Genomic DNA, 20,326 nt, shown 5'->3' with positions numbered 1-20,326 from the left:
TCTAGGCGAGGGGTGCGAGTGCCTTCGCGAGCGGCTCCAGAACGGACGGCGGCGCGTCCAGCGGGAGGTTCATGATCACCAGGTCGACGCCTGCCTCGCCGTACGCCGCGGCCTCGGCGACAGCCTTGTCGAGCGGGCTGTCGGGGTCGATGCGGACGTTCACCGAGCAGGTGATCTCGTTGACGTCGCGGCCGACCTCTTCGCACCGCTGGATCAGGACGTCCTTGAGCGCCTTCCACTCCTGCGGATTCGGGACGATGACGTTCCACTGCTGCGCCCACTTGGCGACCGCGCGGAGCGTCCGGTTCGGGCCCTTGCCGCCGATGGTGATCGGCGGGTGCGGGGTCTGCACCGGCTTCGGGTTGCAGTACGCGTCGGTCAGCTTGATGTACTTGCCGTCGAAGTTCGCGATCTTCTCGGTGAGCAGCGCGATCATCGCCTCGGTGCCCTCGTCGAACCGGTCGAAGCGCTCCTTCAGGCCGTACAGCTCGATGCCGTACGCCGCGGTCTCCATCTCGTTCCAGCCGGCGCCGATGCCGAGCTCGAGGCGGCCGTTGCTGATGATGTCCGTGGTCGCCGCCATGTTCGCGAGCACGGCCGGATGCCGGTAGATCATCCCGGTCACCTGGCAGCCGAGCCGGATCCGGGACGTCGCCTGCGCCAGCGCCGCCAGCGTCGTCCAGGCCTCCAGGTTCGGCCCCTGCATGTCACCGCTGAGCGGGTAGAAGTGGTCCCAGTGCCACGCCGACTCGAAGATCTCGAACTGATCCGCCGCGACCCACACGTCCCGCATCTGCTGCCAGGTCGTGTGCTCCGGCCTGGTCTTGACCCCGAACCGCATCCGCGCCTCCCTAGGGCAACCGTTTCCCGAAGGGAGACACTACTCCGCGCGAACGATCAGTCCAGGCCGAGGCGGGCGCGGACTTCCGGCCGCCGTAGCGGCGGCACGGTCTGGGGTGGGTTGCGGCGGGCCGGCATTTCCTCGAGGAGTTGCTCGGTGATGCGGGCGACCTCGGTGGCGGCGCGTTCGATCGGGGCGCGGGTCGTCGCGCTCAGGGAGCCGACGCCCGTCACCTTGCGGACGTACTGCAACGCGGCCGCGTAGATCTCCTCGGAGGTCGCGGACGGCTCGAGTCCCCGGAGCACGGTGATGTTTCTGCACATGCCACAAAACAGTACGCGGAACCACGGACAACCTACGAGGTATTGACATCCCTAATGCCATTAGGTTTTCCTCATGACATGAGCACTACAGCGCCGGACCGCCGGACCCGCCGTCGTCAGCAGACGATCGGAGAGATCCTCGACGTCGCCATCGAGCTGATGGAGGCCGAGGGGGTCGCGGCGCTGAGCCTGTCCGCGGTGGCCCGGCGGCTCGGCATGCAGCCGCCGTCGCTGTACCAGTACTTCCCGTCGAAGATGGCGATCTACGACGCGCTCTTCCAGCGCGGCGCCGAGCTGTTCCTGGCCGCTCAGCGGGAGGCTGTCGAGGCCGCAGCGACCGACGACGTCCTGGAGCTGCATCTGATCGGCACTACGGCGTACGCGCGCTGGAGCATGCAGAACCCGGTCTACTCGCAGCTGATGTTCTGGCGGACGATCCCCGGATTCGAGCCGAGTCCGGAGGCGTACGCGCCGGCCCAGGAGGCGCTGGCCGCTGTACGGGAAGGGCTGCAGACGGCCGTGGACGCGGGCCGGCTGCACCCGGACGCTGCGAGCGAGGAGGGTCTCGCAGTGTTCACGTCGATCACGGCCGGGGTGCTGTCGCAGCAGATGGCGAACGAGCCGGACGCGTCATTCGAAGAAGGACGGTTCAGCCGGCTGCTGCCCGTCGTACTCGAGATGTTCTACACGCACTACGCACCTGACAGGGGGAAGAGATGACCGCAGTACTCGCGGAACAGATCGGGCGGGCCGACCGGGCGCAGTGCCGGTCGCACCGGGACGCCGAGCTGACGGCGTGGCACGAGCTGCTCGCGTCGATCGAGGGGGACGAGTGGCAGCGCCGTACCGTCTGCGACGCGTGGGACGTCGCCGACATCGCCGGCCACCTGATCGGCCAGGCGGAGGACGTGAACAAGCCGTTCTCGTTCCCGCGCCGGTACCGCAAGGCGAAGCGGGTCTATCCCGACGTACTGCGGATCGACGCGCACATGATGGTGCAGGCCGACGAGCACCGCGGTACGCCGCCTGCGCAGCTGCGGACCACGTTCGACCAGGTGTGGGCCAAGGCGACCCGGAAGATCTCCAAGGAACCAGAGTTGATGCGGCGGGTGTCGATGACCATCGACGGATTCGAGTCCGTGAAGCTCAACCTCGGCTACATCCACGACATCCTGCTGGCGCGGGACCTGTGGATGCACCGCGACGACGTGTCCCAGGCACTCGGCCGCCGGTTCGACGCGGGACCGCACGCGACGGAACTCGTCGCGCAGGTGATGTACGACGTCATCGACGGGCCATGGTGGGGCGACCGGCCGACCGTCGAGGTGGAACTCACCGGACCGGGAGGCGGGGCCTACACGTTCGGGAGGGGTGAGCCGGTAGGCCGGGCCTCCGTCGACGCGGTCAGCTACATGCGAACCCTGTCCGGCCGCGACGACGCCCCGGCGGTGACGGGTGATCCCGTCGCTACCGAGGCGGTCGCGTCCTGCCGGATGCCGTTCTAGTAGGAAGGCTGACTCGGGTCGATCTGGTCGACCCAGGCGACCACGCCTCCGCCGACGTGCACCGCGTCGGAGAAGCCCGCGCCCTTGGCGATCGCGAGGACCTCGGCGGAGCGGACGCCGGACTTGCAGTGGAAGACCAGCTGCTTGTCCTGCGGCAGCTTCTCGAGCGCGACACCGGTCTGGAAGTCCGCCTTCGGGATCAGCACCGAGCCCGGGATCTTGTTGATCTCGTACTCGTTCGGCTCCCGGACGTCGATCAGCAGGAAGTCCTTCTCGCCGTTCTCCTGCAGCTTGATCCACTCCGACAGCTGCTTCACCGAGATGGTCGAGCCGACGGCCGCGTCGGCCGCCTCCTCGGTGATCGCACCGCAGAAGCTCTCGTAGTCGATCAGCTCGGTGACGGTCGGGTTCTCGCCGCAGATCGCGCAGTTCGGGTCCTTGCGGACCTTCAGCGCGCGCCAGTTCAGGTCGAGGGCCTCGTAGATGTTCAGCCGGCCGAGCGACGGGTCGCCGATGCCGGTGAGCAGCTTGATCGCCTCGGTGACCTGTGCGGCGCCGACGGACGCGCAGAGCACGCCGAGGACACCGCCCTCGGCGCAGGACGGAACCATGCCGGGCGGCGGGGGCTCCGGGTACAGGCAGCGGTAGCACGGCCCGTGCTCGGCCCAGAACACGCTGACCTGGCCGTCGAAGCGGAAGATCGAGCCCCAGACGTAAGGCTTGCCGAGCAGCACCGCGGCGTCGTTGACCAGGTAGCGGGTGGCGAAGTTGTCGGTGCCGTCGACGATCAGGTCGTACTGCTCGAAGATCTCGAACACGTTGTCGTTGTCGAGGCGCACCTCGTGCAGGACGACGTTCGTGTTCGGGTTGGTCTCGAGGATCGAGTCCTTGGCCGACTGCGCCTTCGACTTCCCGACGTCGGACTGGCCGTGGATGATCTGGCGCTGCAGGTTGGACTCGTCGACGGTGTCGAACTCGACGATGCCGAGCGTGCCGACACCGGCGGCGGCCAGGTAGAGCAGCGCAGGGCTGCCGAGACCGCCGGCGCCGATCACGAGCACCTTGGCGTTCTTCAGCCGCTTCTGCCCGGCCATCCCGACCTCGGGGATGATCAGGTGCCGCGAATACCGCCGCACCTCGTCAATCGTCAGCTCGTCGGCCGGTTCGACCAGCGGTGGCAGTGACACGTGTCGGCTCCTCAGGAAGACGTCGGACGGGATCTCCGGTTTTCAACCATCTGTCCCTCCTCCATGTTCCCGCACTATCCCAACTACCCCCGCCGCAGTCCACATCCCGGTCCTCGCGTCTCAGTTCCGCACTTTGAGCACCCATCAACCATTTCGGCGGGCGAGATCTGGTTGGTGGGTGCTCAAAGTCGGCTCAGTCGCTGGCGGCGATCGTGGCGGTCACGGTTGTTGGGAGGCTCAGGGCGGCGCCGTCGACCTGGTCGATCACCGCGGTGAAGGTCTCGGCCGGCTCCTTGAGCTTGTCGTCCAGGATCTTGACCTGGAGCTCACCGGTGGTCTTACCCGGTTCGACGGACCCCTCGACGGTCCGATCGGCCGTCCCGGTGCCGTCGTCGCTGACGCCGACGTAATCCTTGCGGATCACCGCCGTACCGTCCTTCAGCACGCCGGAGAAGCTGACGTACTTGTCGCTCGGCGCGGACAGCTTGACCGGGAAGCTCACGACGCCCGCCTTCTCGGCGACCTTCAGGTTGCCGATGGTCAGCGTCGGCGTCGGGTCGTCGTCGAGGACCAGACCGTGGCCGAACGACTCGTTCAGCAGCCCGTCCCGGGGCGCCGAGAGCACCAGGCTGAACGGTAGGTCGTAGCTGTCCCGGGTGTTCGCCGTGATCGGTACGGTCACCTTCTGCCGCACCTGTCCCGGCTTGAACACCAGCTGCCGCGCGACGTCCCCGACAGACTCCCCGAGCTCGCCGTTCGTCTCGACGTACACGCTGACCGGCCGGATGCTCGGCCGCGACATGCGCACCCAGAAGTCCACTGTGTGCGCGCCCTTGTCCCCCTCCTTCACGGTGACGCTGGACGCGGACAGCTTCGGCAGCAGCACCGCAGGTGCCGAGAACCCGAGTCCGGGCGACGAGAAGCCCAGATCACTCACGTACGCCGATCCGCTGGCGACCCTGTCCGTCCGCAGCTCCACCGCGCGCACGTCGCGCAGGTCCACGCCCTTCAGCGACGACACTGGGATGCGGACCGTCCGCAGCAGGTTCTTCGGCAGACCGACCTCATTGTTGCCCGGCATCCGCACCAGCGCATCACTGACCGCGGACACCGGCACGGCTGCCGCCCGGCCATGCCCGTCGACGACCCGGACACTCAGGTCGGTCTTGGGCGCACCGGCCGGGTCTGGTGCGGCGCGGAACGTCAGAGCCGCAAACCGCCGTACGTCACGCTGCCCAGCAGGTACGTCGACGCGTACGACCCCGTTGGCACCTGTCCACTTGAGTTTGGTGACCGCTGTGGTGGGCGTCTGCGCGGCGAACCACGCCGTGTCCCAGTGCGGCGCGTTGCCCCAGTCCTCGGTCTCCATGCACGTCGGCACACCCGACCGCCTGGTCGGACCGCTCACACCCGCGCACACAGTCGCAGACAACTTGCCGCTGACCGCACCGGCCGGAAGTGCCTTGTCGAAGTGGTTCAGGTCTCGCCGCGACCCCAGGGGCGCCTGCGACACCACTCGTACGACGGCCTTCCCAGCAGACGCCACCCGCGAGTCCGAACCATCGAACTGCGGCAGGAACTGGGTCTCGTGGCCCAACTGCAGCCGGAAGAACCCAGCGACGTACGCCGTGCCCACCGCCTGCTGCTGCTTCGCGGTCAACCGGCCCGCGTACTTCGCTCCGCACGGCGACTCCTTCTCTTCACCGAACCAGTCGTCGTTCGACGGAGCCACCGACTGACCAGGGGTCCACTCGGTGTTGAAAAAATTGTGGTTGGCGCCCAGCACCGTGACGGTCGAGCGCGGAGCGGTGTCACCGCCCACGGAATACCTGGTGTCGTCGTAGAACTTCTGGCCTTGCAGATCGGACACGTCACCGTCGCAGTACGGCAGGACGACGCTCATCGCCACACCGGGCACCGTGGCCCGGGCGAAGTCGGTGGGAGCCAGCGGAAGCACCGCACGGATGCCGAACTGGCCACCGCGGTCGGCGTTGAGCACAGCGGCCCGGGCGACGCCTTCGCCACCACGGGAGTGCCCCATCAGGCCTACGTTCTGCAGGTTCATCGTGCCGACGAAGCGGGTGCCGAACGGGCCGCCGCCGATCGTCGACCACTTCCGCCACAGTGCGAGGTGGTCCAGGATCAGTTCGGCCCGCGCTTGTGCGCCGGCGTCGTACGCCTCGCTGTCCCAGCCGTTGATCGCGTTGGCGCTGATGGAGACGACCTGGTAGCCGTTGCTCGCCAGTGCGGTCGCAGGACCGTCGTACCCGCGGTAGCTGGGGATGGGCTTCATACCGGGCGGACACGGCCACGGCTTCTCGGTGTCGGACGGGTTCGTGGGTTCGCCGTAGCAGACCTCGTGGCGGCCGTGCAGGAAGAGCACCACAGGCCGCGGGCCTACCGCGCCACTGGGCGAGTAGACCTTCCCGCGGAGCTCGGAGCGGTGCGCGAGACCTGGCAAGTAGACGGCCTCGTCACCGAGGTTGTACTCCGCGGTGTCGACCTTGTACTTGCCCAGAGCGCCGGGATCCGACGGCAGCAGCGGTCCACGCCGCGCCTTCAGCCAGTAGGCATCCGTCGGTCCGGCTGAGCTGATGCTCCGGTTCTGGCCGGTCTCCTTACCGAGGTCCCCGGACCAGACCAGGCGGACGTCGCGGGCTTTCAGCACGGCCGGATCGGTGCTGATCAGGGTCAGCGCCTTCCGGTCCGGCGACTGCTTCGCGACACCGAGCGGCTTGCCGTCGACCTCCAGCAACGGCAGCGATGCGCGCATCGGTGCGGGTGCGTCGAGGTGCAGGGTGAGTTGATATCCGCTGGCAACAGGCCGGACCTCCCATTGGTTGCTCTGAGCAACAACCGGTGGTGCGGCGGTCGCGGTCAGCGGCCCCACACCAAGGAGTACGGCGATCCCCAACGACAGATTTCGGGCGGTTCTGCCAATCACGCGCCCAAGTTGACCTGACGCTCCGCTCAGTCGTGTCTCAGCCGGGCGTCGGATTCGACTCGATCAAGCGATCAACTGACGGAACGCCCGCGCCACCTGGTCCGGGTGCTCCATCTGCGCGACATGTCCCGACTGCGGCAGGTAGAGCAGACGCGCGTTCGGGAAGCTGCGCTGGGCCTTGGTGCGAATCCGTGCGTCGACCAACCGGTCCTTGCCGCCGTAGATCAACAGCACCGGGCACTCCACTCTCGCGGCGTCGGCCCACAGCGACCTGCGCGGTCTGGCCAGTGACGAGCGCAGGATGCTGCGTGCGGCCTCCACAGTGGCCTGCCGGCCCCACGGGTCGGTGTCACGCCGGTGCAGCTCCTCCTCGTACGCCGCACGCACCTCAGGCGCCAGCGACCGCGGGTCACCGAACACCATCGCCAACGACGCCTGGAACCGCTGGTCGAACGGCAACCGCTGTGTTCGCTCCAGGACGACGGGACCGAGCCGGGGCGTCGCCAGCGCGGCGAACCACAGCGCGCTCGCCGACACCCGCGGATGCGGCAGTGCGGGCGACACGAGCGTCAGCGACGCCACCAGGTCGGGCCGCTGCGCAGCCAGCGCCACGGACGACGCACCACCCATCGAGTTCCCGAACACGTGCGCGGGCTGGTCGCACTCGCGTTCCAGGAGCTGGATCAGTACGTCGGCCTGCTCCGCGATCCCGGGCACCCCGGCAAGCGGCGTACGACCGAAACCCGGCAGGTCGGGTGCAATGCCCCGGATCGTGTCGTTGAGCATCAGGCCGAGAGCGGTCCAGTTCAGCGACGAGCCGCCCAGGCCATGGACGAACAGGGCGGGCGGCAGGTCGGGCGCCGCATCCGGCACATCTCTGACCAGCAGGTCCACCCCTGCGACCGGCACACGCCGCTCCGGCCACTTCTGCAGTTCCACGGGTGCGGCGTCCCCGGTTACTGGCCCGTAACTATCCACGGGGTCCATGTTAGGCATCTATTCAGGTGGAGACTGGGACGCATGGCGGGAGCGCAGCAGCAGCTGACTACCGAGGTGGATGGGCAGACGATGAAGCTCACCAACCTCAGTAAGGTCCTGTATCCACAGACCGGGTTCACCAAGGCCGAGGTCATCGACTACTACCACCAGGTGGCCGCGTTACTGCTGCCGCACCTGTCTGACCGGCCCCTGACCCGCAAACGCTGGCCGGACGGCACCTCAGCGGCGTACTTCTTCGAGAAGAACGCTCCTCGCGGTACGCCGGCCTGGGTACGGACCGAGACGCTGCCGACACCCGGTAGTTCGACGGGCCGCGACGAAATGAGTTTCGTGGTCTGTGACGACGTACAGACCGTGGTGTGGCTGGCCAACCTGGCCGCGCTCGAGCTGCACGTCCCGCAGTGGCGGATCGGGCTGTCCGACCAGGGGCAGGACCCGCAGGCCGACCTGATCGTGTTCGACCTGGACCCGGGTCCAGGAGCGAGCATTGTCGAGTGCTGTGACGTTGCGCTCGCCCTGCGGCAGCTCTTGGGCCACTACGGCATGGAGGGCTGGCCCAAGACGTCCGGGAACAAGGGGATGCACCTGTACGTGCCGATCGAACCTGCGTCGTCCAGGCAGACCAGCGCGTTCGCCAAGCAGCTGGCCGAGCAACTGGCCGAGGCGTTGCCGGAGAACGTCACCGCCAACATGACCAAGGCGCTGCGACCCGGCAAGGTGTTCATCGACTGGAGCCAGAACGCCAGCGCCAAGACCACCCTGGCGCCGTACTCGCTCCGCGGCTCCGACGAGCCCCGGGTGTCCACACCGATCGACTGGGACGAGGTGGCATCCGCAACCTCACCGGAGGACCTCCGGTTCCTGCCGCACGACGTCCTCGCCCGGATCGAGGAGTACGGCGACGTACTGGAAGGGCTGTACGACGACCCGCAGCCGCTACCCACGAAGGAGGCGACATGACTGAGACGGATTTCGAGGGCCCGGACTACGACCCGGCCTTCGACGCCGAGCACGACACCGACCAGGACGAGTCGGAGCCTGACGTACCCGCCGACGCCAACCCCGCGGATGTGGAGGAGCAGCGCCGCGAGCTGGGTGACTCCGGCGAGGACGACTACCGCTGACCACCGCCTGACGGATACCACGATGGAACGCCGATCGGCGGGGAAGCTACTGGCGAGGAGGACTGCTGGGTAGGATTCGGGGAACATCACCGAAGGAGTACCCACCGTGTCGACGACCCCGGAGACCGCACCCAAGCGTGGCAGCCGCCTGCCCCGGCTGGCCCGTCGCGCGCAACTGCTCGAGGCAGCCCAGGAAGTCTTCGTCGCGAACGGGTACCACGCCGCCGCGATGGACGACATCGCCGACCGGGCCGGTGTGTCCAAGCCGGTCCTGTACCAGCACTTCCCCGGGAAGCTGGAGCTGTACCTGGCGCTCCTGGACACGTCCTGCGACGCGATCGTCGCGTCCGTGCAGGACGCGCTGAAGTCGACCGAGGACAACAAGCTCCGGGTCGCCGCGACGATGCACGCGTTCTACGACTACGTTGCGAACGCGCAGGGCGCCTTCCGGCTGGTGTTCGAGTCGGACCTGACCAACGAGCCGGCCGTGCGGGAGCGCGTCGACCGGGTCACCCACGCCTGCGCCGAGGCCGTGTCCGAGGTGATCAGCGCCGACGCCGGCCTCAGCCGTGAGCAGTCGATGGTGCTGGCCGTCAGCCTGGTCGGCATGGCTCAGGTGAGCGCCCGCTACTGGCTCGGCGCCGGCGACCCGTCGTTCCCGCAGCAGCAGGCCGCCGACCTGGTCGCCTCCCTGGCCTGGCGCGGCATCCGCGGCTTCCCGAGGACCGACACCTGAAGGTTCTGCTTTGGGCGGACGGATGAGAGCTGGGGACCGCTAGCGGATAGGCTCGAAGCGTCATCGGCGAGAGTCGCCGGTCGGAGCGTGCCCGGAGGGTTTCGTGGAGGTCAAGATCGGCGTGCAACACGCCAATCGTGAATTGGTTCTGGAGAGCGAGCAGACTCCGGATGAGGTCCAGGAACTGGTGGCGGCGGCGCTCACCGGCAAGTCCGGTCTGCTCGAGCTGACCGACGAGAAGGGCCGCAAGGTCCTCGTCCCGGCCGACCGGCTGGCGTACGTCGAGATCGGCGAGGTATCCACCCGCAAGGTCGGATTCGGCGCGATCTGATCGCGTTCGGGACACGTTCGCGCGTGTCCTGGTTGCGGAGTGCCACCGACAGGGCACGATTGCGGTGAGACCTGCGCCGAACTGGTCTGGTTGTCACGGGGCACCGGGCCGGCGCAGGTTCACCATCCCTCACAAGGAGGAACCGTGTACTGGGTCTGGATGCTCATCGTCAGCCTCATCGCGGGCATCATCTTCGGGCCGTTGGCCCGGGCGGTGCTCCCCGGCAAGCAGAACATCAGCCTCGGCTGGACCATCCTCGGCGGCGGCATCGGCGCCTTCCTCGGTGGTCTGATCGCCAAACTCCTCGGCGTCAAGGACACATCGGGACCGGACTGGATCCAGTACCTGATCCAGATCATCTGCGCCGCGATCGTGGTCGCGATTATCTCCGCACGCAACAGCAAGCCCAAGTCCGCCTGACTCAGGCACCACCAAACGGCCGCCACCCCCACCCGGGGGCAGGCGGCCGTTGCCGTGTCCGGACCTAGGCCTGGAGGCCGAGGGCGGTCATACGGGCGGTGTGCGCCTCGGTCAGGCGGGTGAGCATGCGACCGATGGCGGCCAGGTCGAGGCCGGGGCGGTCCACGCTGCCGGCCAGGAGGGCGGCGAGGGAGTCGCGGTCGGCGGCGATCCGCTGGGCCTGGCTGAGGGCCTCGCCCACCAGGCGGCGGCCCCACAGCGCCAGCCGGCCGCCGAGCTTCGGGTCCTCGTCGATCGCGGCCCGGACCCGGTCCACCACGAATTCGGCCTGACCGGAGTCGGCGAACACCTCGAGCACCAGACCCCGCGTCTCCGCGTCCACGAACGACGCGATCTCCCGATAGAAGTCGTTGGCCAGCCCGTCCCCGACGTACGCCTTGACCAGGCCCTCGAGCCAGTCGGACGGCGCGGTGTGGTCGTGGAACGCGTCCAGCGGCGTGACGAACGGCCGCATCGCCTCCATCGGGTCCACCCCGAGCTGCACGAGCCGGTCCCGGAGCCGCTGGAAGTGGCCGAACTCGGTGGTCGCCAGCGCCGCCAGCTCCGCCTTGTCGTCCAGCGTCGGCGCCAGTTTGGCGTCCTCGGCCATCCGCTCGAACGCGGTCAGCTCGCCGTACGCGAGCACTCCCAGCAGATCCACCGCCGCGGCCCGGTAGGCGGGATCATCAAAGGCCGTCTGCTCCATGCCCGGCACCCTATCGGGCCGCGCGGAACAGTGGCGCATGCCACACGAAGCGGCGTTGACAGCCGCTGCGGTTACACTGGTGAGCGATTCGCCGGTGACGCGCCCAGATGGGCAAGCTGGTGCGAGGTGCTTGCACAGTGTCCCCGCGCCTCACGATCGGGGCTTTCAGGCCCCAGGCGCCCGGCCACTGAGCATCTGTCCGCACAAGCATGTGAGAGGCGATCAGCCTGACCACCTTCCGAGAGCTCGGGGTGCTCCCCGAGATCTGTGACGCGCTCGACCGCGTCAACATCATCGAACCCTTCCCGATCCAGGAGATGACTCTCCCGGTGGCCCTGATGGGCACCGACCTGATCGGGCAGGCCCGTACCGGCACCGGCAAGACGCTCGGATTCGGCATCCCGTTGCTGCAGCGCACGCTCGCGCCGCACGAGGCCGACTACGACGAACTGGTCGCGCCGGGCAAGCCCCAGGCGCTGGTCGTCACCCCGACCCGGGAACTGACCATCCAGGTCGCCAAGGACCTCGAGACCGCCTCCACCGTCCGCACCGTGCGGATCCTCAAGGTGTACGGCGGTGTCGCGTACGAACCGCAACTGGACGCGCTGAAGGCCGGCGTCGACGTCGTCGTCGGTACGCCGGGACGCCTGCTGGACCTGGCCAACCGGGGCGTTCTCGACCTCGGCCACATCAAGGTCCTGGTCCTGGACGAGGCCGACGAGATGCTCGACCTCGGCTTCCTGCCCGACGTCGAGCGGATCCTCCGCAAGACGCCCGAGCTGCGCCAGACCATGTTGTTCTCGGCAACCATGCCGTCGGCCGTCATCGCCCTGGCCCGCACCCACATGCGGCACCCGCTGAACATCCGGGCCGAGTCCCACGAGGACACCCAGATGGTGCCGACCACGGCACAGTTCGTCTACCGGGCGCACGAGCTCGACAAGCCCGAGGTGGTGGCCCGCATCCTGCAGGCCGATGACCGCGGCCGGGTGATGATCTTCTGCCGCACCAAGCGCGAGGCCTCCCGGCTGACCGACGACCTGCAGGACCGCGGGTTCAAGGCGGCCGCGATCCACGGCGACCTGAACCAGCAGGCCCGCGAGCGGGCGCTGACCCGGTTCCGCGGCGACAAGATCGACGTCCTGGTCTGCACCGACGTCGCGGCCCGCGGCATCGACGTCGAGGGCGTCACGCACGTCATCAACAACACCTGTCCCGAGGACGAGAAGACCTACATCCACCGGATCGGCCGGACCGGGCGCGCGGGGGCGAGCGGTATCGCCGTCACCTTCGTCGACTGGCCGGACCTGACGCGGTGGAAGGTGATCAACAAGGCGCTCGACCTGCCGTACGACGAGCCGCAGGAGATCTACTCCACCTCACCGGAGCTGTACCACGACCTCGGGATCCCGTCGGAGGCTAAGGGCCGGATCCGGGCGGCGCGGGAGGCGAAGGAGACCCGCGAGCCTCGTGAGTCGCGGGAGCCTCGTGAGTCGCGGAGCTCGCGCGAGGGGCGGTCCGAGGGTGAGCGTTCGGCCGCGAAGAAGCGCAACCGGACCCGGAAGCGCACGCGCGCCGGTCAGCCGGTCGAGGAACTCGCCGACGTCACCACGAAGACCGAAGTACCGGCCGTGACCGAGGCCCCGGAGGAGGCGCCGGCGCCGAAGGCCCGCAAGCGCACCCGCACCCGGAAGACCGCGGAGCCCGTGACCGAGGCTGTGGAGACCGCAGCCGTCGAGGCCCCGGCCGAGACAGCACCCGAGGCGCCGGCGGAGAAGAAGCCGGTCAAGCGCACGCGGACCCGCAAGACCGCCGCGGCAACGGAGACTGCACCCGCCGCGGCTCCGGCAGACGCTCCTGAGGAGAAGAAGCCGGTCAAGCGGACGCGGACTCGCAAGACGGCCGCGACGAAGGCACCGGCCGAGCCGAGCGCGGTGCCGACGACCACGCCGATCTTCAGTGCGCCGGAGTGAACGTCACCTAAAGGTGACCTGAAGCTGCAACACCCAGCCCCGCGTGGGCCGTCCTAGGGCGGTAAACCACGAGAGAGGGGCTGGGTGATGAGGCGGATCAGAGCGGTAACAGCCGTGGTGGCTGTCGTGGGGGTCATGGTGCTGGCCGGATGCGGTGCCAGCGGCAACGACAGCGCGACCAGCGGCGACGCTGCGCCGGCGCCGGCCGCGAAGCAGGGCTCCGGGTCCGAAGAGTCGGCGGGTCAGGCGAACCCGCAGGCACCGTCCGCCGGCAAGACGGACTCGGGAGCGGGCGGCGGCAAGGAACAGCCGGCGATTACGCGGGCGATCATCAAGACCGGCTCGCTGACCGTCGAAGGCGACGACGTCTCCGGGATGCGGCAGAAGGCGGTCGCCGCGATCGGCAGCCTCGAGGGTCAGGTGGCCTCCGAGGACACCGGCAGCGACTCCGACGGCAAGATCACGCGCTCGAACCTGGTCCTCAAGGTCCCGACCAAGTCGTTCGAGACCGCGATCCAGCGGCTCTCCGACCTCGGCAAACGCCTGCAGATCCACCAGGAGTCGACCGATGTCACCGAGCAGGTGATCGACGTGGCCAGCCGGATCGAGTCCCAGCGCGCCAGCCTGGACCGGATGCGCGCGCTGATGGCGAAGGCGAACACGATCGGCGAGATCGTCTCGGTCGAGAGCGAGCTGACCCGCCGGGAGGCCGACCTGGAATCCCTGCTGGCCAAGCAGAAGAACCTGTCCCTGCAGACCGAGCTCGCGACGCTCACACTGACGCTGACCGAGAAGGGCAAGCCGCCGGTGGAGACCGTGAAGGAGCCGGACAAGGGTTTCGTGGCCGGCCTCAAGGGCGGCTGGAACGCGTTCACCGCGGCGTTCTCCGCGATCGCGACCGCGGTCGGCGCGCTGCTGCCGTTCCTGGTGCTGCTCGCGATCATCCTCGTACCGCTGTGGCGCTTCCGCGGCAAGCTCCGCCGCCAGCCGACACCTGTGCCGGTAACTCCGCCGGCACCCAACGGCGGTCAGTAGAGCAACGCGACGGCCAACGCCCGGTAGGCCTTCGCACCGGGCGAGGCCGGCGCCGTGCTGAGTACGGTCTCACCGATCGCGGGCGCCTCCGCGAACCGGATCGATTTCGGGATCGCCGGCTGCAGCACGTCCAGCGAGTACGTGTCCGCGATCGTCTCGAGGACGGTACGGGCGTGCGTCGTGCGGCCGTCGTACAGGGTCGGGAGGACGCCGAGCACGTGCAGGCCGGGGTTGGTCAGCTGTTGTACGTCGTGCACCGTGTCCAGTAGTTGCCCTACGCCACGATGCGCCAACGTCTCGCACTGCAAGGGAATCAGGACGTCGGACGCCGCGGACAACCCGTTCACGGTGAGCAGGCCGAGCGTCGGCGGGCAGTCCACGATGATCCAGTCGTACGCCGTTCGCAGCGGGCGCAGCGCGGTGCGCAGTACCTGCTCCGGACCGCTCTCCCGGGCCAGCTGCACGTCGGCGGTCGCCAGCGCGATCGTGGCCGGCAGTAGGTCCAGGGCGCCGTCCAGCTCGATCAGTACGTCGCGGGCCCGCACACCGCCGAGCAGCACGTGGTGGATCGACTTGTCCAGGTCCTCGGGGTCGATACCGACCGAGAACGTCAGGCAGGCCTGTGGATCCAGGTCGACCAGCAGCACCCGTTGGCCGAGCTCGGCCAGGGCGGCTCCGAGGGTGGCGACAGTGGTCGTCTTGGCCACGCCGCCCTTCTGATTGGCGACCGCGAGAGTGCGAGGCACCCGGCCATTGTGCCGTACCGCGGAACGCGAGCCCACACCGAGCTGTTGACTTCAAGGACACTTGAGCTCTCAGCATGCTGGACATGACCGGCACAGCGATCTGCCCCGACCCTCCGACCCCCGACTGCGACGACGGCCCGGCGCGCGCCGGGCGGCGGGAATGGCTCGGGCTGGCCGTGCTGGCGCTGCCCACCATCCTGATCGGCCTCGACGGCACGGCCCTGCACCTCGCGGCGCCGGCTCTCAGCAAGGATCTGGCGCCCAGCTCGTCCCAGCTGCTCTGGATCATCGACGTCTACGGGTTCGTGGTGGCCGGGCTGCTCGTCACCATGGGCACGGTCGGCGACCGGATCGGGCGCCGCCGGCTGCTGCTGATCGGCGCGGCGGGCTTCCTCGTCGCCTCGCTGCTCGCGGCGTTCGCGACCAGCTCCGGGCAGTTGATCGCCGCGCGGGCACTGCTCGGAGTGGCCGGAGCGACCCTGATGCCGTCGACGCTGTCGCTGCTCAGCAACATGTTCCGCGATCCCGGTCAGCGCCGGATGGCGATCGCGATCTGGATGACGAACTTCATGATCGGCGGTATGGCCGGTCCCCTCGTCGGCGGCGTACTCCTCGACCATTTCTGGTGGGGGTCGGTCTTCCTGATCGGCGTACCGCCGTTGCTGCTCCTGCTCGTCGTAGCGCGGCCGCTGCTCCCCGAGTTCCGGAACGAGCAGGCCGGCCGCATCGACCCGCTCAGCGTGGTTCTGTCCATCGGCGCGATCATCTCGCTCGTCTACGCCGTCAAGGAGACCGCGAAGAGCGGACCGCACCTGAGCGCCCTGGCCGTCGCCGTGGTCGGCGTGGGCCTCGGCTGGGTGTTCGTCCGCCGCCAGCTCAGGCTGCCGGAGCCCCTGCTCGACCTGCGTCTGTTCAGCCGGCCCGCGTTCGGCGCCTCGCTCGGCGCGCAGATGTTCGGTCTCTACGTGCTGGCCGCCGTGCAGTTTCTGGCCGTGCAGTACTTCCAGCTGGTTCTCGGTATGACGCCACTCGAGGCAGGTCTCTGGATGCTGCCGACGATGGTCGCCGGCATCGTCGGCACGCTCGGTGCGCCATACGTCGTCCGCGTCCTCCGCCCGGGCACCGCGATGACAGCCGGCTTCCTGGCCGCGGCACCAGGACTCGCACTGATGACAGCGTCCGAGCGCTGGACAGTCGTCGTCGGACTGTCTCTCGCCGGCCTGGGCATCCAACTGGTCCTTGCGCTCACGTACGACGTCATTGTGAGCAGTGCACCGCCAGAGCGAGCCGGTGTCGCGTCCGGGATGGGTGAGACCGGCACTGAGCTGGGCATAGCGCTCGGCATCGCCATCGCGGGCAGCATCGTCACAGCGGTCTACCGGGCCGGAGTGTCGGTGCCGGTCGGCGCACCGGACTCTGTGCGCGACACGCTGGGCAATGCGGTGGCTGAGGCCCAGCACCTGCCCGCTCCAGTCGCCCAGCAGCTCCTCACGGCGGCGCGGGACGCCTACACGGACGGCGTACAGGTGGCGGCCTGGGTGAGCGTCGCAATGGTTCTGGTCCTCGCCGCGACCACAGCCAAGCTGGTTCGGACCAGGTGAACGGTTAGGGCCTATTCTCTTTACTTGTGAGTACGCCGCGTACGTTGACGCTGCCCGACGGGGTGCGCCCAGAGACACTCGAGACCGACCGTGGGGCGTTCGCGACCCTGACCGCCGTACCGGACCTCGGTACGCCGCTCGGCACGGTCCTGCTCGTGCCGGGGTGGACGGGGAGCAAAGAGGACTTCACTCCCCTGGTCGACCACCTGTGCCGGTACGGGTGGCGCACGGTGGCCGTCGACCAACGGGGTCAGTACGAAACCACAGGTCCTTCCGACAAGTCGGCGTACTCGCTGGCTGAGCTGGGCGCGGACGTGGTGGCGATGAGCAAGGCGCTGGGCGGGTATAGCCAGCTGGTCGGCCACTCGTTCGGTGGGCTCGTGGCGCGTGAGGCGGTGCTGACCGACCCGTCGGTGTTCTCCACACTCACACTGCTCTGCTCGGGGCCGGGCGCCTTCACCGACGAGACGACGCTCCAGAGCCTGCAGATGCTCGCGTTCGGGCTCGAGAACCTGCCGATCGAGCAGGTGTACGACCTCAAGCTCGACCACGAGAGCAAGGCGCCCGGGTACGTCGCTCCGCCGGAGGACATCGCCGCGTTCCTGCGGAAGCGGTTCACCGGCAACGTGCCGACCAGCCTGGCCGAGATCACTCGCCGGCTGACCGACGCGGAGGACAAGACCGATCAGCTCGCGAAGTCCGGCGTACGTACACAGGTACTGCACGGAGCGACCGACGACGGCTGGCCGCTCCCGGTGCAGGAGGCGATGGCCGCAGCTCTCGGGTTGGAGGCGGAGGTCATCCCCGACGCCGGTCACTCACCAGCCATCGACCAGCCCGCAGCGACCGCCCGCCGTCTCGTGGACTTCTTCCACGACTACCCCAGCCTGACGACTACCTGACGGGCCGCACCTGCGGCGCCACCCGGATCAGGTCCAGTCCGACCGGCGTGAGCGCGGCCTTCACCTCTGGGGTGTACGCCGTGACCTGGGCCAACGCGGGACCGCCGTAGATGCCGGCACCGCTGGCACCGTAGATGCCGAGCTTCGGGTTGCCGCTCATCACATTGCCGATCGCGGTGGTGACCCGTTGCTCGTCCGACTGGCTGAGCAGGGTCGGGACCACGCAGTAGTTCCCGCGGTAGACCTTCTCGAACGCCTGCCGGAACGCGGCCGCGTCACCGTGCGCGAGACCGATGAGGATCACCACGGGCGCGCCGCGGCTGGTGCCGTTCGGGTAGCGGAAGATCGGGCCGGTTGCCTGGTCGGCGTGCGCCGCCAGGAACTTCGTCACCGCCGTCGAGGAGATGTTGCTCGGCTGCGACTTCCAGCCGCCGGGCGGGACCGGGCATTCCAGCTCGGTCTGCGCCGGATATTCCAGCGGCTTCAGGCCGGTCTGCCCGTCGACGTCGATCGCGCCGCCGCGCCAGGTGCCGGTGACCGTCGCTTCGCCGGTCAGGACGCCCTTGATCGTGGAGAGGCCGGGGATCTTGTCCAGGTCCAGGCCGTTGAGCTTGACCGCGAACTTGTCGGGGCAACTCGGGGCCGGCTCCTGACCAGGCGGGTAGCCGATCGCGTGGACGGCCAACGGCGGGCAGAAGACCGGCGTCTTGCCGGTGGCGGCGATGATCTGGCCGCTCACCTGCACCTTGTCGCCGGGTTTCACCAGGAACTCGTCGTTGCCTTGGGCAAACGTTTGCGGGGTTCTGGCGTCGGGCGTCGCCGCGGTGGTGCTCGGCGCCTGGGCCGTCGGGGTCTTCGGGGTCTTCGGGTCCGGGAGTACGGCGATGACGCCGGCCGCGATCACCGCCACACTGGCCGCCGCGAGCGCGGGCACCCAGCGACGGTGCTTGCGGCCGCCGCTCAGCATGTACTCGAGATCGGGCTCCGGCGGCGCCTCCTGATCAGCCCGCCAGCGAGCGCCGGCGCGGGTCAACAGGTCGTCGACCTCATCGGTCTGCTTCATTCGGTCACCTCCAGGAGGGTGCGGAGTCTGGTGCGGGCATCGGACAGCGTGGATTTCACGGTGCCTTCGGAGCAGCCCATGACGGCGGCGGTATCGGCGATCGACAGGTCCGCAAAGTAGTAGCAGTCGACCGCGAGCCGCTGCCGCGCCGACAGCGACATGATCGCGTGGTCCACATCCATCCGGGCGTCGAGATCCGGCCTCGACACCGGTCCGCCCGTGGCCTCGTCGATCAGCGACAAGGACGCGCCGCCCGGGCGCATCCGGCGTACCGCTTTCCGGGCCTGGTCCGCGGTGATCGCGAGCAGCCAGGCAGACGGCGTACCGCGGCTCGCGTCGTACTGCGAGCGCTTGGCCCAGGCCCGCGCCAGCGCCTCCTGCACGATGTCGTCCCGATCCGCCCCGACCGCGAGCCGCCCCGCCAGTCGCGCCATCGCCACCAGATGCGGCCGCACCCACGCGACGAACCCAGGCCCGTCCCCCGGCGGCCCCTGCACCCCCACCACCGGCTCACCCGTCATCGTCGGCATACCTTCTCTACCCCCGATCGACCCGCCCGGTTGGGTCCTACCCGCATTTCAACGACCCCACCACCCCAAGGTCACCACCCCACCCCATTCCGTAACCCACCCGAGTTATCCACAGATCCAATTTCCCACCCCACAGCCCACCCCCAACTCCCTACGGTCGAAGAACAGCCCACCGACCAGGGGAAACCAGATGCCAGGCACCCCACCCCTCCCACCCACCCCCAAATCCCTCCACCAGGCCCTCAACGCCACCCGCCCCCTGATCTGGGACGACGTGTCGGCGTCCACGGACGAGATCAGCAGCCGCTACGGCCCCGAAGCAACCGAGCGGAGCCTGCACCTACTCGAGCAGGCAGCGGCCGTGGAGCCCATCGTGACCGACCAGTTCCTCGACTCACTCCCGTCAGGCACCATGCCGTACCAACTGGACCGCCGGGTCAAGTCACCAGAATCCCTCGCGCGCAAGATCGCCGACTGGACGGACGCCGGCCGGCACCTCCCGATCGACGACATACTGCGGTACACCGCAGTAGCTGAGAATCCTGACGAACTGGTTGCCGCGGCTCGGCGGACCGTCGACGAGCTGAACAGTCACGACTGGCACGTCAGGACAGCGATGCACTCGTACACCGAAGGTTCGAGGTACAAGGGCCTCCATGCGGGCATGACGATCTCGGGATGTCCGCGGGTCGAGGTCCAGTTCCATTCGGTCGCGTCCGCGAAGGTCAAGGAGATGACAACTCCCTGGTACGAGATCGAGCGCAGCGCGACCGCCACGCTGGAAGAGCGGGCCGAGGCCAGGCAACGATCCGTCGAGGCGTCGAAGACGTTGAAGCCACCACAGGGTATCGACGAGTTGACGAAACTGGGCGGAACCCGGGTTCAGGTGAACAACTACAGTGACTCCAGGCTGCGTCCCGTGAGCGAAGGGCGTGGGGCGCCACAAGGCGAGCAGCAGAGGTCACACAACACCACACTCGACAAGACAGATGGGATCGCGCGATGAGGCTCTACCTGGTCAAGGAAGAGGAGCGGTTGGTGTGGGTTGCGGCTTTGGCGCATGAGGTTATGTATTCGTACGTCGCGAACACCGGTAAGTTCCACAACAACAATGCCTTGCGCAACGACTTCTACATGGTGCGCGACCTCACCTACGAACCGATCGGCCCGGCGGAGGCCCGGCGGCTGATCGATCAGGGAGTCGGCACGCTCGACGAGGCGCGTTCCGCGACGTCCCTCGCCAAGTGGCGCGCAGACCCGAACCCGCTCGCCCTCGCCGATGTGCTCGCCATGGCCGCCGGCTCCAACGACTAGGACCTTC

22 protein-coding genes are annotated in these 20,326 nt (G+C 68.5%); 13 read left to right on the top strand and 9 right to left on the bottom strand.

All coding sequences use genetic code 11. The features are described 5' to 3' along the window. Nucleotide 1: 1 nt before the first annotated feature. Nucleotides 2-841 (bottom strand): TIGR03560 family F420-dependent LLM class oxidoreductase, encoded by an 840-nt coding sequence (locus E0H92_RS11710; RefSeq protein ID WP_131496212.1) that lies wholly within the window; start codon nucleotides 839-841, stop codon nucleotides 2-4. Between the two features lie 56 nt (nucleotides 842-897). Next, on the bottom strand, nucleotides 898-1,164 hold the full coding sequence (locus E0H92_RS11705; protein ID WP_130383962.1) for a DUF2277 domain-containing protein: 267 nt from the start codon (nucleotides 1,162-1,164) through the stop codon (nucleotides 898-900). A 78-nt stretch (nucleotides 1,165-1,242) separates the two neighbouring features. Between E0H92_RS11705 and E0H92_RS11700 the strand changes: the two genes are divergently transcribed. Both E0H92_RS11700 and E0H92_RS11695 read left to right on the top strand, forming a co-directional pair. Beyond that, complete coding sequence (locus E0H92_RS11700) at nucleotides 1,243-1,884, top strand: TetR/AcrR family transcriptional regulator (protein WP_165549752.1); 642 nt, start codon at nucleotides 1,243-1,245, stop codon at nucleotides 1,882-1,884. Next, on the top strand, nucleotides 1,881-2,669 hold the full coding sequence (locus tag E0H92_RS11695; RefSeq protein WP_131496211.1) for a maleylpyruvate isomerase family mycothiol-dependent enzyme: 789 nt from the start codon (nucleotides 1,881-1,883) through the stop codon (nucleotides 2,667-2,669). Before E0H92_RS11700 ends, E0H92_RS11695 begins: the two co-directional genes overlap by 4 nt. On the opposite strand, the gene moeZ is transcribed toward E0H92_RS11695, so the two are convergent. The 3 genes from moeZ to E0H92_RS11680 all read right to left on the bottom strand — a co-directional run bounded on the left by moeZ (nucleotide 2,666) and on the right by E0H92_RS11680 (nucleotide 7,739). Further along, nucleotides 2,666-3,856 carry an adenylyltransferase/sulfurtransferase MoeZ gene (moeZ, locus tag E0H92_RS11690; protein ID WP_131285518.1) on the bottom strand — a complete coding sequence of 397 codons (1,191 nt, stop codon included), beginning with the start codon at nucleotides 3,854-3,856 and terminating at the stop codon, nucleotides 2,666-2,668. The genes E0H92_RS11695 and moeZ overlap by 4 nt on opposite strands. Before the next feature lie 193 nt (nucleotides 3,857-4,049). Continuing rightward, nucleotides 4,050-6,800 carry a Calx-beta domain-containing protein gene (locus tag E0H92_RS11685; protein ID WP_238173381.1) on the bottom strand — a complete coding sequence of 917 codons (2,751 nt, stop codon included), beginning with the start codon at nucleotides 6,798-6,800 and terminating at the stop codon, nucleotides 4,050-4,052. 63 nt (nucleotides 6,801-6,863) lie between these two features. Then, the gene (locus E0H92_RS11680) at nucleotides 6,864-7,739 is read right to left on the bottom strand and encodes an alpha/beta fold hydrolase (RefSeq protein WP_238173380.1); all 876 of its coding nucleotides are present in this window, start codon (nucleotides 7,737-7,739) and stop codon (nucleotides 6,864-6,866) included. 81 nt (nucleotides 7,740-7,820) lie between these two features. Here E0H92_RS11680 and ligD point away from each other — a divergent pair, with 81 nt between their 5' ends. The 5 genes from ligD (at nucleotide 7,821) to E0H92_RS11660 (ending at nucleotide 10,410) form a co-directional block, all read left to right on the top strand. After that, complete coding sequence (gene ligD / locus E0H92_RS11675; protein ID WP_131467387.1) at nucleotides 7,821-8,759, top strand: non-homologous end-joining DNA ligase; 939 nt, start codon at nucleotides 7,821-7,823, stop codon at nucleotides 8,757-8,759. Next, nucleotides 8,756-8,923 (top strand): hypothetical protein, encoded by a 168-nt coding sequence (locus E0H92_RS44105; RefSeq protein WP_165549751.1) that lies wholly within the window; start codon nucleotides 8,756-8,758, stop codon nucleotides 8,921-8,923. Before ligD ends, E0H92_RS44105 begins: the two co-directional genes overlap by 4 nt. Before the next feature lie 106 nt (nucleotides 8,924-9,029). Then, complete coding sequence (locus tag E0H92_RS11670) at nucleotides 9,030-9,659, top strand: TetR/AcrR family transcriptional regulator (protein WP_131467385.1); 630 nt, start codon at nucleotides 9,030-9,032, stop codon at nucleotides 9,657-9,659. A 103-nt stretch (nucleotides 9,660-9,762) separates the two neighbouring features. Continuing rightward, entirely contained in the window at nucleotides 9,763-9,990 is a 228-nt protein-coding gene (locus E0H92_RS11665) for a DUF3107 domain-containing protein (protein WP_131467384.1), read from the top strand. A gap of 144 nt (nucleotides 9,991-10,134) precedes the next feature. Next, nucleotides 10,135-10,410, top strand: a complete 276-nt coding sequence (locus E0H92_RS11660) for a GlsB/YeaQ/YmgE family stress response membrane protein (protein WP_131285525.1) — start codon at nucleotides 10,135-10,137, stop codon at nucleotides 10,408-10,410. 64 nt (nucleotides 10,411-10,474) lie between these two features. Here the strand turns inward: E0H92_RS11660 and E0H92_RS11655 are convergent, their stop codons facing one another. Further along, on the bottom strand, nucleotides 10,475-11,155 hold the full coding sequence (locus tag E0H92_RS11655) for a ferritin-like fold-containing protein (protein ID WP_131285526.1): 681 nt from the start codon (nucleotides 11,153-11,155) through the stop codon (nucleotides 10,475-10,477). 251 nt (nucleotides 11,156-11,406) lie between these two features. Here E0H92_RS11655 and E0H92_RS44650 point away from each other — a divergent pair, with 251 nt between their 5' ends. Next, entirely contained in the window at nucleotides 11,407-13,128 is a 1,722-nt protein-coding gene (locus E0H92_RS44650) for a DEAD/DEAH box helicase (RefSeq protein WP_202873572.1), read from the top strand. Nucleotides 13,129-13,215: 87 nt separating this feature from the next. Then, entirely contained in the window at nucleotides 13,216-14,163 is a 948-nt protein-coding gene (locus E0H92_RS44645; protein ID WP_131467381.1) for a DUF4349 domain-containing protein, read from the top strand. Here E0H92_RS44645 and E0H92_RS11645 read toward each other — a convergent pair. Beyond that, complete coding sequence (locus E0H92_RS11645) at nucleotides 14,157-14,909, bottom strand: ParA family protein (protein WP_131496208.1); 753 nt, start codon at nucleotides 14,907-14,909, stop codon at nucleotides 14,157-14,159. The two genes, E0H92_RS44645 and E0H92_RS11645, sit on opposite strands and share 7 nt — an antisense overlap. A gap of 83 nt (nucleotides 14,910-14,992) precedes the next feature. Here E0H92_RS11645 and E0H92_RS11640 point away from each other — a divergent pair, with 83 nt between their 5' ends. Beyond that, nucleotides 14,993-16,510 (top strand): MFS transporter, encoded by a 1,518-nt coding sequence (locus E0H92_RS11640; RefSeq protein WP_131496207.1) that lies wholly within the window; start codon nucleotides 14,993-14,995, stop codon nucleotides 16,508-16,510. A 26-nt stretch (nucleotides 16,511-16,536) separates the two neighbouring features. After that, nucleotides 16,537-17,412 carry an alpha/beta fold hydrolase gene (locus E0H92_RS11635; RefSeq protein WP_131467378.1) on the top strand — a complete coding sequence of 292 codons (876 nt, stop codon included), beginning with the start codon at nucleotides 16,537-16,539 and terminating at the stop codon, nucleotides 17,410-17,412. Here E0H92_RS11635 and E0H92_RS11630 read toward each other — a convergent pair. Further along, nucleotides 17,405-18,475, bottom strand: coding sequence for a hypothetical protein (locus E0H92_RS11630; RefSeq protein ID WP_131496206.1), 1,071 nt, complete (start codon nucleotides 18,473-18,475; stop codon nucleotides 17,405-17,407). The two genes, E0H92_RS11635 and E0H92_RS11630, sit on opposite strands and share 8 nt — an antisense overlap. Continuing rightward, nucleotides 18,472-19,005 (bottom strand): RNA polymerase sigma factor, encoded by a 534-nt coding sequence (locus E0H92_RS11625; RefSeq protein WP_131467376.1) that lies wholly within the window; start codon nucleotides 19,003-19,005, stop codon nucleotides 18,472-18,474. The genes E0H92_RS11630 and E0H92_RS11625 overlap by 4 nt, the downstream gene beginning before the upstream one ends. Nucleotides 19,006-19,195: 190 nt before the next feature. Here E0H92_RS11625 and E0H92_RS11620 point away from each other — a divergent pair, with 190 nt between their 5' ends. Together E0H92_RS11620 and E0H92_RS11615 are read left to right on the top strand one after the other, a co-directional pair. Next, nucleotides 19,196-20,011: a hypothetical protein gene (locus tag E0H92_RS11620; RefSeq protein WP_131496205.1), complete on the top strand. Its 816-nt coding sequence runs from the start codon at nucleotides 19,196-19,198 to the stop codon at nucleotides 20,009-20,011. Then, complete coding sequence (locus E0H92_RS11615) at nucleotides 20,008-20,319, top strand: hypothetical protein (protein WP_131285536.1); 312 nt, start codon at nucleotides 20,008-20,010, stop codon at nucleotides 20,317-20,319. The genes E0H92_RS11620 and E0H92_RS11615 overlap by 4 nt, the downstream gene beginning before the upstream one ends. The last annotated feature ends 7 nt before the right edge of the window (nucleotides 20,320-20,326 follow it).

It is taken from the genome of Kribbella speibonae (assembly GCF_004331375.1).
Lineage (GTDB): Bacteria > Actinomycetota > Actinomycetes > Propionibacteriales > Kribbellaceae > Kribbella > Kribbella sindirgiensis.
This window is presented reverse-complemented; position numbering and strand designations above follow the sequence as displayed.

What these genes read in the sequence shown, in the direction of transcription:
- E0H92_RS11625 (WP_131467376.1), bottom strand. Translation starts at nt 19,005, where the DNA reads ATGCCGACGATGACGGGTGAGCCGGTGGTGGGGGTGCAGGGGCCGCCG.
- E0H92_RS11695 (WP_131496211.1), top strand. Translation starts at nt 1,881, where the DNA reads ATGACCGCAGTACTCGCGGAACAGATCGGGCGGGCCGACCGGGCGCAG.
- E0H92_RS44645 (WP_131467381.1), top strand. Translation starts at nt 13,216, where the DNA reads ATGAGGCGGATCAGAGCGGTAACAGCCGTGGTGGCTGTCGTGGGGGTC.
- E0H92_RS11630 (WP_131496206.1), bottom strand. Translation starts at nt 18,475, where the DNA reads ATGAAGCAGACCGATGAGGTCGACGACCTGTTGACCCGCGCCGGCGCT.
- ligD (WP_131467387.1), top strand. Translation starts at nt 7,821, where the DNA reads ATGGCGGGAGCGCAGCAGCAGCTGACTACCGAGGTGGATGGGCAGACG.
- E0H92_RS11700 (WP_165549752.1), top strand. Translation starts at nt 1,243, where the DNA reads ATGAGCACTACAGCGCCGGACCGCCGGACCCGCCGTCGTCAGCAGACG.
- E0H92_RS11615 (WP_131285536.1), top strand. Translation starts at nt 20,008, where the DNA reads ATGAGGCTCTACCTGGTCAAGGAAGAGGAGCGGTTGGTGTGGGTTGCG.
- E0H92_RS11655 (WP_131285526.1), bottom strand. Translation starts at nt 11,155, where the DNA reads ATGGAGCAGACGGCCTTTGATGATCCCGCCTACCGGGCCGCGGCGGTG.
- E0H92_RS11710 (WP_131496212.1), bottom strand. Translation starts at nt 841, where the DNA reads ATGCGGTTCGGGGTCAAGACCAGGCCGGAGCACACGACCTGGCAGCAG.
- E0H92_RS11620 (WP_131496205.1), top strand. Translation starts at nt 19,196, where the DNA reads ATGCCAGGCACCCCACCCCTCCCACCCACCCCCAAATCCCTCCACCAG.
- E0H92_RS11705 (WP_130383962.1), bottom strand. Translation starts at nt 1,164, where the DNA reads ATGTGCAGAAACATCACCGTGCTCCGGGGACTCGAGCCGTCCGCGACC.
- E0H92_RS44105 (WP_165549751.1), top strand. Translation starts at nt 8,756, where the DNA reads ATGACTGAGACGGATTTCGAGGGCCCGGACTACGACCCGGCCTTCGAC.
- E0H92_RS11640 (WP_131496207.1), top strand. Translation starts at nt 14,993, where the DNA reads ATGACCGGCACAGCGATCTGCCCCGACCCTCCGACCCCCGACTGCGAC.